This is a genomic window from Corynebacterium callunae (assembly GCF_046592015.1).
GTDB classification, from domain to species: domain Bacteria; phylum Actinomycetota; class Actinomycetes; order Mycobacteriales; family Mycobacteriaceae; genus Corynebacterium; species Corynebacterium callunae_A.
Map to the genome: position 1 here is coordinate 49974 of NZ_JAWVOB010000007.1, position 16719 is coordinate 66692.

A 16719-nucleotide genomic window follows, 5' to 3' on the forward strand; every position below is an offset into this window, starting at 1 on the left:
CGCCCACTAAGCTCACAACCTATGATCCCTGTTCTGCTTGATTGTGATACCGGCATTGATGATGCCCTCGCGCTGGTCTATTTGGCGGCTCTGCATAAGCAAGGCGTTATTAAATTGGTGGGGGTTAGCACCACGGCCGGCAATGTTGATGTGCAGCAAACAGCGATCAATACGCGGTGGGTGTTGGCGCAATGCGGGCTGCAGGATATCACCGTTGTTGCAGGTCAGGAAGCCCCACTGGAGGTGCCACTGGTGACCACCCCTGAAACCCACGGCCCCCACGGACTTGGATATATCACTCCAGAACTTCCTGCGCAGTCGCAGGGTTCCTGGCAGGAGCTGTGGAGCGAGGCCATAAAAACCTATCCTGAGCTGCGCTTAATTGTCACCGGTCCAGCAACCAACCTAGCGAGCTTTGGCCCAGTTCCGCGCACTACGCTCATGGGTGGCGCTTATCTTTATCGGGGCAACACCACTCCCACTGCGGAATGGAATTCCTGGGTTGATCCGCACGCCGCAAAACAGGCATTTGCGCAGGCGCAAAACCTCATCACCGTGTGTTCGCTGGAGGTGACTGAGCAATTCACGCTGAACCAGGAGAGCCTGGATGAGGTGATTGCTGCCCTGGGTGAAACCCCCATTGCGCAGTACCTGCCAGAGATCTTGCGCTTTTATTTTGAGTTCCACGAGGCCCAGGGGGAGGGCTATCTTGCGCAGATCCACGATCTGCTGACCTGCATGATTGCGCTGGACCGCATCCCTTTTAAAGGTCTTGAGCTCACCGTGGACGTGGAAGCAGAGTCACCGCTGCTGCGTGGCACCACCATCGCCGATTTCCGCGGGCATTGGGGTCGGCCGGCCAACGCCTACCTGGTCCAATCCGCGGACATTGAGGCCGCCCATGCCGAATTTTTGCGCACCCTGCGCAGCTAAAAGCACAGCGCTTTTCGACGCCGCCCTCAACCGCCGTCCGTAGCCTTAAGGTTGCAGCACTTAAGGTTTTTGCGCGCTCGTCGGTTATACTTTTCAATCGTTCCAAACCCTGCACGAGGTGACATAGTGCAGGGCTCTTGCGCGTCCCTCAAACCACCCCACTATCCAAGGGAATTTGGCATGTCACGAAACCAACGCTTTTTGATCGCCCTCGGTGGCGTCCTTATTGCTGCCACCTGGCTGTACCTTGTTCTTGTTCGCCCCACCGACTGGGAATCAGTAGGCGGATCCACCGAAGCAATTATTACCTTGGTGGGTTATGTGGGCGGTACCCTGGCACTTCTTGCAGGCGTTTTGCCCACCCTGCCAGCACGAACCATCGCCATTATTCCAGTGGCGCTGATCCTCAATATTTTGCTGGGCCAGGTAACCGGTTCCATCGGTGTTCCTCTATACCTAGATGCTGTGGGAACTGTGCTGGTTGCAGCCCTTGCTGGCCCGAGCGCCGGTTTGGCCACTGGTGCTCTAAGCTCCGTGGTGTGGGCTCTGTTTAACCCCCTGGCACTGCCTTTTGCCGCAGGTTCCGCTCTGACCGGTTGGCTTGCTGGTGTTGCTATTCGCAAGGGCGCTTTCCGCAATATCTTCCTCGCGATTGTTTCCGGTGCGGTAATTGGTTTGATCACTGGCGCGGTGGCTGCACCGGTAGCTGCCTTTGTTTATGGTGGTACCGCAGGTGTTGGTACTGGTGCTTTGGTGAGCCTCTTCCGCGAAATGGGCAATTCTCTGCTCGCTTCTGTCACCTGGCAGTCCTTTATTTCTGATCCTTTGGATAAGGCCATTGTGATGGTGGTGGTTTTTGTGGTGGTGAAGTCCTTGCCACAGCGCACCACCAGGGCTTTGGCTCCGGAAGTGCAGTCAAAGGTCTAAAAGGTGAACCCGCTGACATGGATCGTAGGAGCGGCAAGCATGTGGATTATTGTGCTTGGCGTGAATCAACTATGGCTTAGTGCAGCCATTGCGATCTGTGCCCAAGCGGTAGGAATGTGGCGGGTACGCAATATTTCCGTGCTAGCCAATACCCTTGTGTTATCGCTGCCCGTCTTTTTATCCATGGTGTTAGTCCACGTTCCTTTTGGGCAGGGCGGATGGCAGGTGGCATTGGCCTTAACCCTGCGTTTTACGGCCTTGATGTCAGTCTTTTTGGTGGCAGCAACGGCTATGACGGTGCCTGATTTGGTTAAAGCCCTATACCGTTGGCCCCGTCTTGCCTATGTGGTGGGGTCAGCAGTGCAGATGCTGCCACAGGGTCGGGAAGCCTTGGCCTCAGTGCGAGACGCCAATAAATTACGCGGTAGAAATACCCGCGGACCAGTGCGTTCCCTGAAGTACATTGGCCTGCCACTGATTATTCGTTTATTAAATGCTGGTGCCAGCCGCGCGATTCCCCTCGAAGTTGCGGGCCTGGACCGCAAAGGATCTCGCACTTTATTAGTAGACGTGCGGGAGAGGCGCGTCGAAAAGCTTTTAAGGTGGCTTTTTCCGCTGCTCGCGATAGGGGTGGTTTGGTGGCTATAACCCAATTTATTGGCGCCTCGGGCGCAGGACTTAGCCGCACGCTGGAGCAGCTTTATCGCAGCACGCCCGGCGCTGTGATGCTCACCGCCGATCCGCGCGCGCACATTACTTATTTGCGCGCCACCGTGGCTGAAGAGCTGGTTTTTGGGCTGGAGCAACGCGGGGTGCCGGTGGATAAAATGCGCGCTGAGCTGGCCCGCATGGCCCGCGCGCTGGACCTTGAGAGCCTGCTTGACCGCAGCCCCACCGAGCTCTCTGGTGGTCAAACCAGGCGCTTGGCGATCGGCACCGTGGCCATCTTGGGCGCCCCAACGCTGCTTCTCGACGAACCCTTCGCCGGCCTCGATTCCGCCTCGCGGGATCTTCTGCGCCGTTTGCTACTGGACTATCCAGGCGATGTGGTGCTTGCTGGGCATCGCAATTATTTGGATGACGTCCCCACAACTTATTTGGGGGAACATCAGGTTTTGCAGTTGCCTGCTCGAGTTTCCCCGCAGCAGGGACACCGCGAATTTAGTGGGATTGTGGGACACCGCGGCCAAGCAAAACGCCGGTGGTGGCAATTCAAAGAACCTGCTGCACAGTTCACCATTGGGCCGATTGATTGTGCTGTGCCTGTGGGCGGGGTGCTGTGGATGCAAGGTAAAAATGGGGCTGGAAAATCCACGCTTTTGCGTGCAATGGCCAATGATCCAGGTGTGTCTTTGATGTTGCAAGACCCCCATGACCAGGTTATTGATGCCACCGTGGCAGATATGGTGCCAGGCAGTACTGACACCACCCATCCTTTGGATCTTTCACAAAAAGACCTGCGGCTCGTACAATGCGACAGCGCATTAAGTACAAAACCGCAGGTGCTCCTGGCTGATGAACCAGATGTGGGGCTTGATGTTATTGGCCGCAGCCAATTGCATCAAAAATTTGCCGATTATCTCAGCAGTGGTGGCGCCCTGGTGCTCAGCTGCCATGATGATCAGTTTGTGCAGGAAGTGCTCAGTTACGCCACCGTGGAGAGTCTGGATATTAGCGCTGTTTTTAGCGCGCGGTAACCTGGCCAAAAAGCTTGGCAATTGGTGCGATGAGCACTGGTCGGATGGCAAAGAAACCAGCAATAATCACCACCAGTGAGGCTACAAACCAGCCGAATCCAACCCAGTTTTCCACATCCTGACCGGCATACATGTGGTTCAGGTTGCGCAATGCGCCGGTAGCCAGCACCAAGAAAACGTGGATGCAGATGAATACTACGTAATAGACCATTACTGGCAGGTGGATGGCACGGGCAAAGCCGATTGGCACAATCTTGTTGAGGGCAGCATTGTTTTTAGGCCAGTAGCTCGACATTCTCCAGCCGGAAATAATCGATAGTGGTGCAGCAATAAACACGGTGAGGAAATAGGTCAATTCCTGCAGGCTGTTATAACTTGCCCAGCTACTTTCTGTAGGCCAATCCAGGGAAAGATACTGCAGACCAGCGCTTAGTGCATTAGGGAAGACTTCCCAGCTGGTGGGTACAATACGCATCCACTGACCGGTGGCAAAAAGCATAATGAAAAAGACCGCGCCATTGATGATCCACAAAAGATCCAGGGAAAGGTGTGTCCACAGGGTAAGCGAGATTTTTCTGCCACCCTTCTTTGGTGTCCAATATCCCTTAGGCCTGCGAGTTTGGTTGATTTGGATACCGGTTCGAATGATCAAGATCATGAAGAACATATTGAGGAAGTGCTGCCAGCTCAACCACGCCGGGAAACCTGCTTCCAAAGAACTTGGCTTTTCATACTTACCTGGATAGGTGGTGATGAAGTCCTGCATAGTCTCGGTGCCCAAAAGTATCCTGGTCAAGCTCACGATGATAGCTGCGAGAATGACAATGCCAACCAGACCAACACCAAGGGTGATCGCCCACTGTTTGCGAGTAATCGGCCGTGCCAACCGGAGGCGCAGCGGCTCTTCCTTTTTAACATTGCCGGAGTGATCAGTGCGCTGGCGTTTTTCCGCATCCGGAATATTCGGAGAACTCTTTACAGCAGGTGCTGCAGCTGGGGAAACAGCACCGGGTGCTGAAACCGCGCCCGGTGCGGGGGCAGCTCCTGGGGCAGGGACTGCCAAACCGGGAGCTACTGCACCGGGGGTTGCTATGCCGGGAGCAGGAATTGCAGCACCTGGGGCTGCCGCACCGGGTGCGGGAATGGCTGCGCCTGGTGTCGGCACTGCTGCACCGGGGACTGGAATCGCTGCACCTGGGGCTGCCGCGCCGGGTGCGGGAATGGCTGCGCCTGGAGTTGGAATTGCGGAACCAGGAGTTGGCACGCTTGCTCCGGGTGCGGGGACTGCTGCGCCTGGAACTGGAATCGCAGAACCTGGAGTGGGGATAGCCGCGCCAGGTGCGGGAATAGCAGCGTTACCAGGTGCGGGCACCGCGCTACCTGGGGCCGGGACGGGAGTAGAGGTGCTGGCAGCGGGCACTGCAGTTCCCGGAGCTGGCACACTTGAACCTGGTGCGGGGATGGCCGAACCAGGAGCGGGAATTGCGCCTCCTGGTGCAGGAGGAATGTTGGCAATCTTATTTTCAGGCGCAGTGCCGTCCATATGAGGTAGTTTCCCTTACTGCATCTTGAATCGGGGGTCTGGGGGAGTCGCTAGAATGAATAAAAAATGCAAACTCCATGTGGATATTTAGGGTAGTGCCCAGGGGCTAAATATCCACATTAAACAAGGTTTTGTTTCATTCGTTAAGCCTCCACGAGGCGCTTTGCCCCAGAAGTCACCGCAGAGGTGCCGCGAAATCTAATTCTGATGGTCTTTTGAGTCCGTGACCTGGTAGATTGCAAGATCTTCATCTGGCAATTCTAGACTTTGGATTACTTTTCTTTCCGGGCTTGATCGCAATGATGTTTACCAATTTCAAAACAACCCAACTTTGAAAGTATCTATTGGGGCTCCAAAGACCCACCCTTAGGATGGTGCTCAATTGGATACGACATTGAAAAAACCCTTATTGGAGCTATTTGTCTGCCAGGCTCGCAGCAAAAATAATTTCTTTGGATTTAAGTCCTGCTAGTGCAAAGACAACCCAATGATGAGGAAGCTAAGCTTGGGTCTTTAGCCATGCTATTTAAGAGGAAAAAGATGACGCTTTTCGACGAAACCCTCAAACTGCTGCAGGAGTTAATCCAAAACGCTTGCGTTAATGATCTCACCCCAGATTCGGGTCAAGAGATTCGTAATGCTGAAACCTTAGAGCGATTTTTTGCCGATACCCCCCATGTGGAAATCACAAAACTTGAGCCTCGACCAGGTCGCACCTCAATTATCGTGACTGTGCCCGGCTCTGATCCCACTGCGGAACCCCTTACCTTGCTAGGCCATACCGATGTGGTTACCGTCGATCGCCCAAAGTGGACCAAGGATCCTTTTGCTGCTGAGATTTCAGATGGAAAAATTTGGGGACGAGGATCCGTCGATATGCTCTTTATTACGGCAACTCAAGCAGCCGTCACCCGGGCAGTCGCCCGCGCTGGGGGACTGCGTGGCACTCTTACTTTTGTTGGTGTCGCCGATGAGGAAGCCCGTGGTGGTCTCGGTGCCAAGTGGCTAATGGAGGAACATCCAGACCTCTTTAGCTGGAAAAACTGCCTTTCTGAATCCGGTGGATCGCACCTGCATGCCACCGATGGTAGTGATTCAGTGGTGATTACCGTGGGTGAAAAGGGCGCTGCCCAACGCCGTTTGCATGTCAACGGCGATGCTGGTCATGGTTCCATCCCCTTTGATCGAGATAGTGCAATTGTAAAAATTGCTGAGGTTGCGCGCCGTATTGATGCTGCTGAGATCGACGTGGCCAAGGACGATATTTGGCAAGGCCTGGTGCAAGCACACCGCTTTGATCCCGCAACGGAAAAGGCACTTTTGGAAGGCACTGACCCAGCAGCCTATGCAGAATTTGGCGAGCTTTCGCGTATTGCTCACGCCATTTCCCACCTCACCATCGCACAGACCGTTGTTCGTGCAGGTCAGGCCATTAATGTTTTGCCCTCACACGCCTATTTGGAATTAGATATCCGCACCTTGCCTGGCCAAAGCAATGAGTATGTTGATGAGGTCTTGCGCACCGCGTTGGGAGACCTCGCCGACGAGGTGGAAATTGAACACCTCATTTCTGAGGAAGCAACCCTAAGCCCCACCGATTCACCGCTTTATCAGACCCTGACCTCTGTTTTGGGTGACTTCTTCCCAGATAGCCCGGTTGTGCCCGTGATTTCTACTGGTGGTTCTGATCTTCGCTTTGCACGCAAGCAAGGCGGAGTGGGCTATGGTTTTGCAGTTCATGCCCCCGAGCGCACCTTGGCCTATGCCATGGGCCAATTGCACTCTCATGATGAGGCTCTGCACCTAGAGGATCTAGAGCTCACTGTCCAAGGTTATGAAAAGGTAGTGAAGCAGTTCATTTCCTAGGCTAAGTTCACCACTGCTTGGATTGCCACCACAGCTGCAACAACGCTGGCAAAAAGTGGCATTCCACCGAAGGCGATGAGAGGACCTGCCAGGACGCCGCCAGCGGCGCCGGCCAGGTTCATTATTAGATCGCTGCGCCCCTGTGCAAAGGTCCGTGCTGGGGCGGAGGTTTCGTCGATAAGCAAAGCAGAAGAGGAAACCAGGGTGCAGTTCCAGCCCAGCCCGAGCAAAATCATCGAGGCAATGACTGACCACTGTGGTTCGGACCAGAAGATCATAAAGAGGGTTGCGGCGCCGAGCAATCCGAGGCCTAAAAAGATGCCGAAACGACGGCCGATTTTATCGCTGAGCAGGCCAAAGACTGGGGACAAGGCGTACATTCCGGCCACATGCAGACTAATGGTGAGGCCGATGACGCTGAGACTCACACCCATATGATCCATGTGGACCGCGGCCAAGGACATCAGTCCCACCATAGAAAAATGTGCGACTGCAACAGTTGAAATTGCCCGGCGCGCACCGAAACTAAGTTTTTTAACAAGTGTTTGAGTAGTGGTGCTGCCTGCGGGTTTGAGGCCTTTGGGGAGGGTGAATCGCCAAACGACAATGGCAATTAATTGTCCCAAAAGACAGAGGAGATATGCGCCAGCATGTTGTTCCAACCCCAGCCACTCACTAAAGCGGGCACTAGGAGTAAATAAATTGGGGCCAGCGATAGCACCGATGGTGGTTGACCACACCACCAGGGATAAATCGCGACCGCGGGAATCCTCACTGGCCACATCAGTGGCAGCAAAACGGGCCTGCAAATTAACCGCGCTCATGGCGCCTAAGAGCAAAAAGCCCAGTAAAATAGCCGCGAAAATTCCAAACTGTGCGCCGATTAAAGCTGCTAGTGCACCCAGGCAGCCTAAGAGCATTCCGCTTGTTAGGGAGGTTCGCCGATCGTATTTTTGCACCATGCGGGCAAGTGGAATGGAGAAAATAGCAGCACCAATGGTGGTGAAAGTAGCGGCTGCTCCACCCCAGGCAGCGCCTGCCAAATGCGCAGCCAACAAACTACCCATGGACAGCGTGACACCATTGGAAGCGCCCACCATAATCTGTGCAATGATCAGCCCACTGAGAACCTTGGAGCGCTGTGGATGCACGGCAGTTGTCATGGAGTTAGATTAATTCAAGAATCTATAGTGGGGCTATGTTCTTAACAAAGGTGGCACTAGTGGATAACCCCGACACCCTCGCGGGATATTTATCCGAGCTTTCAGTGGTGCACTCCTTGTTTAAAGAACCACTGGAGTTTAAAGCTCCCATTACGGTGATCACTGGTGAAAACGGCGTGGGTAAATCCACGCTGGTAGAGGCCCTAGCTGTGGGAATGCGTGTTAATCCTGCCGGTGGTTCCAGGCACGCTAACTTTGGCCACAGTGGGGATATTGTTTCTGAATTACATAAAACACTACAATTAACGCGCCGGGCCAACCCCAAAGATGCTTTTTTCTTCAGGGGCGAGACCTTTTATAACCTGGCTTCCTATCATTCAACTTTTTCTGGTGATCCTTTGTCGGACCTTCTAGAGATGAGCCACGGCGAATCAATCATGGCCTTGGTGGAACGTCGCTTGCGTCGGCCTGGACTCATTATCTTGGATGAGCCGGAAGCTGGCCTATCCCTACTGCGCCAATTGGAATTTATGGGAAATCTGGTGCACCTGGCGGCAGCAGGCTCGCAGATTATTGTGGCTACTCACTCGCCGATACTTTTAGCTACTCCAGGGGCAGACATTGTTGAGGTTTCGGCTGACGGCTTGCGGCAAGTTTCCTTTGAAGATACTGAAGCAGTGGGCGCTGCCCGGGAGTTCTTAAATGATCCCCGCGGAACCGCTGCCTTCCTAGTAGAGGACACCCAATGAGCCTTTATATAAAGGACATCGTGGCGCTGGAAAATGCCCATGGTACGGCTGCGCAGTGGACTGCTCAGATTCCAGCCTTTAAGGCCTTGCAGCAGGCGCGGGTTTTTGACTTCACTCATTCGATTACCGTGATCACCGGTGAAAACGGCGTCGGTAAATCCACACTTTTGGAGGCCATAGCGGTGAACGCAGGTTTTAGCGTCCACGGTGGCCCCTTTGATGGCAGGTTTAAAAGTTTTGAAAATCCCTTGCGTAATGTGGCCAAAGCGCATGTAGGGCCCCAAGCGATGGCGGGATATTTCTTAAGATCGGAATCCTACTTTAATGTGGCAGCTACCTATGGGGCCGAGGCTCCCGGGTGGGTTAATCTGCATGAGATGTCCCATGGGGAATCGGTAATGCATATCGTCCAGCAGGGATTTGTAGGAACTGGGCTGTATTTATTAGATGAGCCGGAATCAGGATTATCTTTTATCCGCCAGATGGCATTGCTGGCGCAACTTTATGACATCGCTGCAGGTGGCTCGCAGATTATTGTGGTGACACACTCGCCGGTACTCTTGGCAATTCCCGGAGCTGAGATCTGGGAATTTAGTGCCGATGCTCAACTTCACCGCGGAGTGGAGCTTGAGGAGACCACTGCTTTTCGGGCTTTGCGTGATTTTATGGACGATCCGGTGGGGATTGCAGACTATATGGTTGAGATAACCCGGCCGGAGAAGTCGGAGTAGCCAGAGTAGCTGGAGTAGTTGGTTGCCCACCCCCGTGTTTGCTTTCCTGGCTGCTCCTAACAGAGGCGAGGCCAGGAAGTTCTCCAACATGGTTCAGGCCCCCAAAAAGGGCTTGAGCTAAATGCACTTAATTGATCTAAATAAGCATTTCTCTAGCTCAATGCATTTAATTTCACTTTCGGGGGTAAAAGATTCCGAGCTGCCAAATTTCCCTATTCTTAGATCACCTTTCACCTCTAATGTATCGAGCATCACAATATTTCAGTGATGTGAATCACCAGAGGTGGCTGGATCGTATAGACACCTCGTGGAATCTGAATGTCAGATCAACCGAGAGGGAATTGTGGAAAAAACCGATGTGGGTGCAGGACCTGCACAATCAAAAAGTCCTCAGACCGGAAGGATAGTAATAAGCGTAATCGCAGTAATAGTTACCGCAGTCGCTTCTTTCTTCTCTATTCAGTCCGCCTCCGGCGGCGATGATATCCGATCAAATCTCACGCTTATTGCACCCGCAGCTGCTGGCGGTGGATGGGACACCTTCCAACGCGAACAGCAACAAGCAATGCGTACCAACAAAATTGTCAATAACGTGCAGGTGGTAAACATCCCAGGCGCGGGTGGCACCATTGGTCTTGGAAAGCTCTCCACCATGACCGCACCCAATACCCTCATGGTGGGCGGCACAGGACATATTGCAGCGCAGATCCAATTTGATACTGTCTCCCAAATTCAAGATGTCACTCCCATTGCACGGGTGGTGGAAGAGTTTGACATCATCACAGTCCCAGCAGATTCCCCCTACAACACCATGGAAGATCTTGTAGCAGCGTGGAAAGCAGATCCTGCAGGAGTGTCTTGGACCGGTGGCGGATCCTTTGACCAATTGGTGATGGCTGAAATTGCTCTTGCTGCAGATATCGATCCACAAGCAACCACTTTTATCCCTTCTGATGGTGGTGGCGAGGCAATTCAAGCCCTGCTCAATGGCACCGCAAAAGCCTCTACCGGTGGCTTTGCTGATATGTATCCCCAGGTAGAAGCAGGAAGGCTGCGTGTATTGGGTATTGCTTCCCCAGAACGTCTCCCCGGCGTGGATATCCCCACCTTGGTTGAGCAAGGCTATGACGTCACCTTGACCAACTGGCGCGCAATGTTCGCCCCGCCAGGAATCAGCGAGGAAGAGCGCAAACAACTTGAAGAGCTTGTTGCTGAATCCGTGCAGACTCCTGAGTGGCAGGCAGCAGTGGAAAGAAACTACTGGAAAAGCGCACCGCTGGTGGGAGTGGAACTAGATCAATTTGTTGCAGCAGAGATTGAAAGAATCGATCAGCTATTTAAGGAGATGGGGCAATGAGTGTTAACGATCATCTTGAAGATCAACAGCTAGCTCCCCAAGCAAAGAGCGCGCACCTTAGCCAAGAAGGCCCGCGACCGGTAGGTGAAGGCACCTTCTGGCAAGGGCGTTCCGGATTGATCATGCCAGCCATTTTGACTGCCTTTAGCCTTTATCTGCTCATCGGTTCTTTTTCGATGGATACCGGGAAAAGCGATTTTCCCGGGCCAAGTTTCTTCCCCATTATCTTGGGGGTTGCAGGAATTGTGGTTGCTATCTGTTTGTCTTTACAAATCCTCAAAACCCCATTTGAAGTGGAGAATCATTCCGGCCGTAGCTGGCGCTTCCACTCGGACTACGTTTCTTTGAGCTGGGCTATCGGCGGATTCTTCTTCTTTGCCGTGCTCTTGCCTTATCTGGGATGGATCCTCGCAGGTGCTCTTTTGTTCTGGTGCATGACCCGCGCTTTTGGATCAAAGCATCCTGTTTTCGATATTTTCATTTCTTTTATGATCAGCTCGGTTGTCTACCTCGGATTTGATGTTGGACTTGGGCTTAACCTTCCTTCCGGAATTCTAGGCGGTGGCTTCTAATGGATTCTTTAACAATGCTGATGCACGGCTTTGCCGGTGCACTAACTCCAATGAACCTCTTGTGGGTTGTTATTGGATGTCTTTTGGGAACTGCAGTGGGCGTTATGCCTGGTCTGGGTTCTTCTATGGCAGTTGCTTTGCTGCTCCCCATGACCTTCGCACTAGATCCTACAGCGGCATTCATTATGTTCTCAGGCGTCTATTTTGGTGGTCTTTTCGGTGATTCCACCATGGCCATTTTGATGAATACCCCAGGCCAAGCCTCGGCGATTGCCTCGACATTCGAAGGCCACCGAATGGCTGTTAATGGGCGCGCTGCTCAGGCTCTGGCCACGGCTGCAATTGGCGCATTTATTGGTGGCATTATTTCATCCTGTGTTGTTGTATTCTTGGCTCCAACTCTGGCCGAGCTCTCCACCAAATTCGGCCCTGCAGAGTACTTTGCACTGGCACTCTTTGCCTTCGTAGCTACCTCCTCCGTTGTTGCAGATTCTGTATTTAAGGGACTCGCTTCCTTGATTCTGGGCCTGGGTATTGCGGTGATCGGCATTGACTCAGTGACTGGCACCGAGCGTTTCACGCTCGGGGCACCGCAGCTTTTCGACGGCGTCTCTTTGGTTACTGTCACGGTGGCATTGCTTGCACTTGGCGAGGTGTTCTTTGTGGCCTCCCGTGCCCGTCGCGATCACGATGATTTGAAGACTAGAACTTCTGGACGCCCTTGGTTGAGCCGCAAAGAATTCAAAGAGGCACTGCCTGCATGGCTGCGCGGTACCACCATTGGTCTCCCATTTGGCATCATCCCGGTTGGCGGCTCAGAAGTACCGACATTCTTGGCCTATTCCACGGAAAGGAGCTTGGATAAGCGATCCAAAAATCCAAAATTTGGTGATAAAGGTGCAATCCGCGGTCTAGCTGCACCAGAAGCAGCAGGCAATGCCACCACCGGTATGGCAATGGGTGCACTTTTGGCGCTTGGCCTTCCAGTCTCTGCAACTGCAGCCATTATGCTGGCAGCTTTCCGTCAATATGGCCTGCAGCCTGGTCCTTTGCTCTTCGATCGCAGCCCTGACTTGGTGTGGGCTTTGCTGGCCAGCTTCTTTATTGCCATGGTGGTTTTGCTTGCTATTAACATGCCATTCGCACAATTATGGGCAAAGTTGCTGCTCATCCCCAAGCACTACCTTTACTCTGGGATCGCGCTGTTCTGCGGTTTAGGTATCTATGCCACTTCCGGTGCAGTATTTGATCTTCTAATGCTGCTTGGCATCGGCATCGTTGCTTTGATAATGCGCCGTTATAGCTATCCTTTAGCTCCATTAATGATCGGCATGGTGTTGGGACCTTTGGCTGAGACTTCTTTGCGTGACGCCCTATTGTCCTCGGTAGGAGATTTCAGCGTCTTGGTTTCAAGCCCAATCACCTGGTCACTTTATGGAGTGCTCTTCATCTTCATCGTGGTGAGCATTGTGACCACCCTGCGTGGACGCCGCAAGCGTTTAACCTCCACCGCAGTTTTGGTGGAAGATCCACATTAAAGTCACTGAAATAAAAAGTGCAGCATCCATCAAGGTGCTGCACTTTTTATTTGCCAAGCCAGTGCCGTGCAGGATTAGGCTAAAAGCAGAGGCACAATTAGTTAAATAGGGGAGAACGTGGAACAAGCAAAAACTGCCGAGGAATTACTCACCGCACGTTATGGCAAAAAACAAAAATGGCAGCCAGATCAGTGGAATGACACCTTAGAAGTAATTCACCGGCACCGTTCGGTACGCCGGTGGTTGGATAAGCCGATTTCTAAGGACACCATCCGCACGATTGTTTCTGCAGCGCAATCAGCGCCCAGTTCCTCAAATAAGCAATATATTTCTGTGGTTGCAGTGCAAGATCTTGCTGCCAAGGATGAAATCGCTAAGGTAGCACGCCAAATGTTTCCGCATATCCGCGAAGCTGGCGTGGTGTTGGTGTGGTGCATTGATATTAGCCGCGCGAAGTTTTTAGCAGCAGCCGATGAAGCTGAAACCGGTGCCTTTGATTATCTCGATGAAGCAGCCATCGGATTTATGGATGCGGGCATCGCCTCCCAAACCGCGGCCCTAGCAGCGGAATCAATGGGTCTTGGAACCGTGCACATTGGCGCCGTGCGCAATGATGCCGCGCGCATGCAAGAGATCCTGGGCCTGCCGGACACCGCGGTTCCAGTCATCGGCCTCTCCATCGGCCACCCCGACCCCAGCGAACCAGCAGGCATTAAACCACGCCTGCCACAAGAGCTGGTGCTGTCTTGGGACAGTTACCAGGCACCCACCAAAGAGCTTCTCGACGACTACGACCACGCTTTGGATCACTATTTTTCGCGCTATGGCCAGCACCAATTATGGACCAAACAATTGGTGGCACGCCTTGCAGCAAAAGCCACGGAAAAGACTAATCGTCAGTTCCTAAGGAAAGTAATGGAAAAAGCAGGCTTTGGGCTGCGTTAATTTTCACCTTCCGCTAAATTAACCAGCCTTTCCAAGTCGGCATGCACGGCCTGGCAATCAGCCTCAAAAGCTTCCGCACTGGATTCACCTTGGCGCACTGAAAAAATAAGCTCAGATCCTAAAGGGTGGTCTATAACCCGAAAAGGGTTAAGTACTTCTTGGCCATCGGGCAGGATTACAGTGTGGTCGAGGATGCCGAGGTCATTGCGGGGAGTAAAAATTGTGCGAACTCGTCCCATCGGGGAGTCCAATTCCACCTGGTTTTCGTCGATAAGCAGTAGGTTGCCGGCTGCCAGGCCGGATGCCCAGCTGGGGAGCTGCGGGAGGCTGCGGGCGCGGTTGTAGATGGTGGCTGCGGATGCGCTGCTGAGCACGCTGATATGGCGAGAATCTGAGACTTTCATGCTGCCGAGAATAGTGATTGTGACTATGTTGGGGGAGGATTCTGGACCCTCGAATTAAAGCATGCTCACATGCAGGCAGATCTCACCCCTTATCGTCAGTTCAACGGCAATGCCAAAGAAGCCATGGAGTTTTATCAGCAGATTTTTGGTGGCGAACTCCAAATGATGCCTTTTAATGCCATTCACACCGAGGAAGAAGTTGGTGGCGATGGCGATAAAATTATGCACGCTGAGCTGCGCGTTGATGGCAAGAAATTCCTCTTTGCCTCTGATATTCCCTCCTTTATGCAACGCATTAAGGGAGAAGACACTCCTTTGGCCATCACCGGTACAGCGGAGCTAGAAGCAGAAATTCGCGGTTACTGGGAGCAGTTGGCTAAAGGCGGCACCATCACCATGCCACTAGAAGCTGTGCCTTGGGGTGCCATTTATGGTGCTGTGGAAGACCGCTTTGGTACCCACTGGATGTTTAACATCAGTGGCTAAATAACAAAAGTGGGTGCTGGCCGTTTTGCTACGGCTAGCACCCACTTTTGTTTTTAATTAGACCATTGCTGGTTAGACGATTGCTGGAGCTTCGCGAGCCTGGCGAACCATCTCTTCCCAGTCCACAATCTTCTTGCGCTCGCGGCCCTCGGCCTCACCAAGTGCACGTTCAGCGGCATCCAACTTGTACCAACCCTGCCAGGTGGTGAAAGGAATGCTGCGGGAATCGAGCAGCTCAATGATGGCATTTTCATCGCTGTGCTTTGGTGCGTCCAAAACTCCAGCTACGGCATCGGCAACGAGCATATCGGTGGTTTCCTTGGCATCGGACTTTGTATTGCCAATGAGACCAATCGGTCCGCGCTTGATCCAGCCGGTGGCATAAAGGCCAGGGACCTTCTCAGCATTTGGTGCGCTCAAGACATGGCCACCATCATTGGGGATGACGTGGCGCTGCTCGTCGAAAGGCACACCCGCAATGGCATCGGACTTGTAGCCGACGGCGCGGTAAACAGCCTGAACTGGCCAATCCTTAAACTCGCCGGTGCCGGTGACGCCGCCGTTGCCATCAAGTGCGGTGCGCTCGGTGCGCAGGCCAACAACCTTGCCATCCTTCTGCAAAACCTCAACTGGGCTTTCAAAGAGGTGAATCTGCAGGGTGTGTGGCGCATCCTTAGGCTCGCGGATGGCGTACTGCTCCAGGATCTGGCAGACCAAGTCCTGGGACTTGGAGGCGCGACGGGCTTCTTCAGAAGCTGCGTCATAGTCAATATCTTCAGGATCAACAACCACGTTGATGGTGGGGGAGTGATCGAGTTCTTTAAGCTCCTGCGGGGTGAACTTCACCTGAGCTGGGCCACGGCGACCGAAAACATGCACCTCAGTGGCCTTGTTTTCCTTTAGTGACTCATAAACATTGTCTGGAATCTCGGTGACTTTAAGTTCCTCGCCGGTCTTAGCCAGGATGCGGGCGACGTCGAGGCCAACGTTACCTACGCCGATCACTGCAACAGACTCTGCGGAAAGATCCCAGGAACGCTCGAAGCGAGGGTTGCCATCGTAGAAGCCAACAAATTCGCCAGCACCATAGGAGCCTTCGGCCTCAATACCAGGGATGTTCAGCGGACGGTCAGCCACAGCGCCGGTGGAGAAAACAATTGCGTCATAGTAATCGCGCAGTTCTTCTACGGTGACATCACGGCCAACGGTGATATTTCCCAGCAGGCGCAGGTGAGGCTTGTCGAGCACATTGTGCAGGGACTTCACAATGCCCTTGATGCGTGGGTGGTCAGGAGCAACGCCATAACGGATAAGGCCGAAAGGTGCTGGCATCTGCTCAAAGAGGTCAACAAAGATTTCGCGCTCTTCATTGCGGATGAGGAGATCAGATGCGTAGATGCCGGCAGGGCCGGCGCCGATGACGGCAACGCGCAGGGGAGTGGACATCTGCTTTTACCTTTCGTTCCCAGTATCAGGGGGCTGTGAGTGTGGGTGGGTCTGAGGAAGCTCTTGCGGGCGATCTGTCTAGTGAAACCCGATGGAATCTAGTGGAATCTGGTTAAACAGACCATCCTGTAGACCGCTTGGTCTGTAAAGCTATCAGCAACTCTGGCGCTTGCAAATAATTTTCTCTAATTAAATTCATGATTTCTGAGAGCCTTAGACAGGTTTGTCTATTTTATTCAAGCTGAATATGGTGTAGTTTTTGCAGGTGGAGATGGAAAAATTTAGAAATGTCTTAATTCCACTCTCTGAGTCATGAATCTAAATGTTGTTGTAGACAGAGCGGTACGTCTAAGTTCTTCCGT

The 16719-nt window shown here is 53.1% G+C and carries 16 protein-coding genes; 12 read left to right on the forward strand and 4 right to left on the reverse strand.

Annotated elements, in window-relative coordinates:
- The first annotated feature begins 21 nt into the window (after positions 1-21).
- The 4 genes from SFC07_RS08995 (at position 22) to SFC07_RS09010 (ending at position 3557) form a co-directional block, all read left to right on the forward strand.
- Entirely contained in the window at positions 22-933 is a 912-nt protein-coding gene (locus SFC07_RS08995) for a nucleoside hydrolase (protein WP_411207910.1), read from the forward strand.
- Positions 934-1113: 180 nt separating this feature from the next.
- Complete coding sequence (locus SFC07_RS09000; protein ID WP_411207911.1) at positions 1114-1860, forward strand: ECF transporter S component; 747 nt, start codon at positions 1114-1116, stop codon at positions 1858-1860.
- A gap of 39 nt (positions 1861-1899) precedes the next feature.
- Complete coding sequence (locus SFC07_RS09005; RefSeq protein WP_411207912.1) at positions 1900-2508, forward strand: energy-coupling factor transporter transmembrane component T family protein; 609 nt, start codon at positions 1900-1902, stop codon at positions 2506-2508.
- Positions 2499-3557, forward strand: a complete 1059-nt coding sequence (locus SFC07_RS09010) for an ATP-binding cassette domain-containing protein (RefSeq protein WP_411207913.1) — start codon at positions 2499-2501, stop codon at positions 3555-3557. The genes SFC07_RS09005 and SFC07_RS09010 overlap by 10 nt, the downstream gene beginning before the upstream one ends.
- On the opposite strand, the gene SFC07_RS09015 is transcribed toward SFC07_RS09010, so the two are convergent.
- The gene (locus tag SFC07_RS09015) at positions 3544-5100 is read right to left on the reverse strand and encodes a cytochrome b/b6 domain-containing protein (protein WP_411207914.1); all 1557 of its coding nucleotides are present in this window, start codon (positions 5098-5100) and stop codon (positions 3544-3546) included. The two genes, SFC07_RS09010 and SFC07_RS09015, sit on opposite strands and share 14 nt — an antisense overlap.
- Positions 5101-5640: 540 nt before the next feature.
- On the opposite strand from SFC07_RS09015, the gene SFC07_RS09020 reads away from it, so the two are divergent.
- On the forward strand, positions 5641-6966 hold the full coding sequence (locus SFC07_RS09020) for a M20/M25/M40 family metallo-hydrolase (protein WP_411207915.1): 1326 nt from the start codon (positions 5641-5643) through the stop codon (positions 6964-6966).
- Here SFC07_RS09020 and SFC07_RS09025 read toward each other — a convergent pair.
- Complete coding sequence (locus SFC07_RS09025; RefSeq protein WP_411207916.1) at positions 6963-8129, reverse strand: MFS transporter; 1167 nt, start codon at positions 8127-8129, stop codon at positions 6963-6965. The two genes, SFC07_RS09020 and SFC07_RS09025, sit on opposite strands and share 4 nt — an antisense overlap.
- Positions 8130-8164: 35 nt before the next feature.
- Between SFC07_RS09025 and SFC07_RS09030 the strand changes: the two genes are divergently transcribed.
- From SFC07_RS09030 to SFC07_RS09055, 6 genes are all read left to right on the forward strand, one after another.
- Positions 8165-8878 (forward strand): AAA family ATPase, encoded by a 714-nt coding sequence (locus SFC07_RS09030; protein WP_411207917.1) that lies wholly within the window; start codon positions 8165-8167, stop codon positions 8876-8878.
- On the forward strand, positions 8875-9609 hold the full coding sequence (locus SFC07_RS09035) for an AAA family ATPase (protein ID WP_411207918.1): 735 nt from the start codon (positions 8875-8877) through the stop codon (positions 9607-9609). Before SFC07_RS09030 ends, SFC07_RS09035 begins: the two co-directional genes overlap by 4 nt.
- A gap of 343 nt (positions 9610-9952) precedes the next feature.
- Positions 9953-10966: a tripartite tricarboxylate transporter substrate binding protein TctC gene (tctC, locus tag SFC07_RS09040; RefSeq protein WP_411208014.1), complete on the forward strand. Its 1014-nt coding sequence runs from the start codon at positions 9953-9955 to the stop codon at positions 10964-10966.
- Positions 10963-11538, forward strand: coding sequence for a tripartite tricarboxylate transporter TctB family protein (locus SFC07_RS09045; protein ID WP_411207919.1), 576 nt, complete (start codon positions 10963-10965; stop codon positions 11536-11538). The genes tctC and SFC07_RS09045 overlap by 4 nt, the downstream gene beginning before the upstream one ends.
- Positions 11538-13076 carry a tripartite tricarboxylate transporter permease TctA gene (tctA, locus tag SFC07_RS09050; protein ID WP_411207920.1) on the forward strand — a complete coding sequence of 513 codons (1539 nt, stop codon included), beginning with the start codon at positions 11538-11540 and terminating at the stop codon, positions 13074-13076. The genes SFC07_RS09045 and tctA overlap by 1 nt, the downstream gene beginning before the upstream one ends.
- A 117-nt stretch (positions 13077-13193) precedes the next feature.
- A complete protein-coding gene (locus tag SFC07_RS09055; RefSeq protein ID WP_411207921.1) occupies positions 13194-14021 on the forward strand; it encodes a nitroreductase family protein in 828 nt (275 codons plus the stop codon).
- Here the strand turns inward: SFC07_RS09055 and SFC07_RS09060 are convergent.
- Positions 14018-14425, reverse strand: a complete 408-nt coding sequence (locus SFC07_RS09060; RefSeq protein ID WP_411207922.1) for a hypothetical protein — start codon at positions 14423-14425, stop codon at positions 14018-14020. The two genes, SFC07_RS09055 and SFC07_RS09060, sit on opposite strands and share 4 nt — an antisense overlap.
- 69 nt (positions 14426-14494) lie before the next feature.
- Between SFC07_RS09060 and SFC07_RS09065 the strand changes: the two genes are divergently transcribed.
- Positions 14495-14911 (forward strand): VOC family protein, encoded by a 417-nt coding sequence (locus SFC07_RS09065; protein WP_411207923.1) that lies wholly within the window; start codon positions 14495-14497, stop codon positions 14909-14911.
- A gap of 72 nt (positions 14912-14983) precedes the next feature.
- Here the strand turns inward: SFC07_RS09065 and SFC07_RS09070 are convergent, their stop codons facing one another.
- Entirely contained in the window at positions 14984-16357 is a 1374-nt protein-coding gene (locus tag SFC07_RS09070) for an FAD-dependent oxidoreductase (protein WP_411207924.1), read from the reverse strand.
- Between the last annotated feature and the right edge of the window lie 362 nt (positions 16358-16719).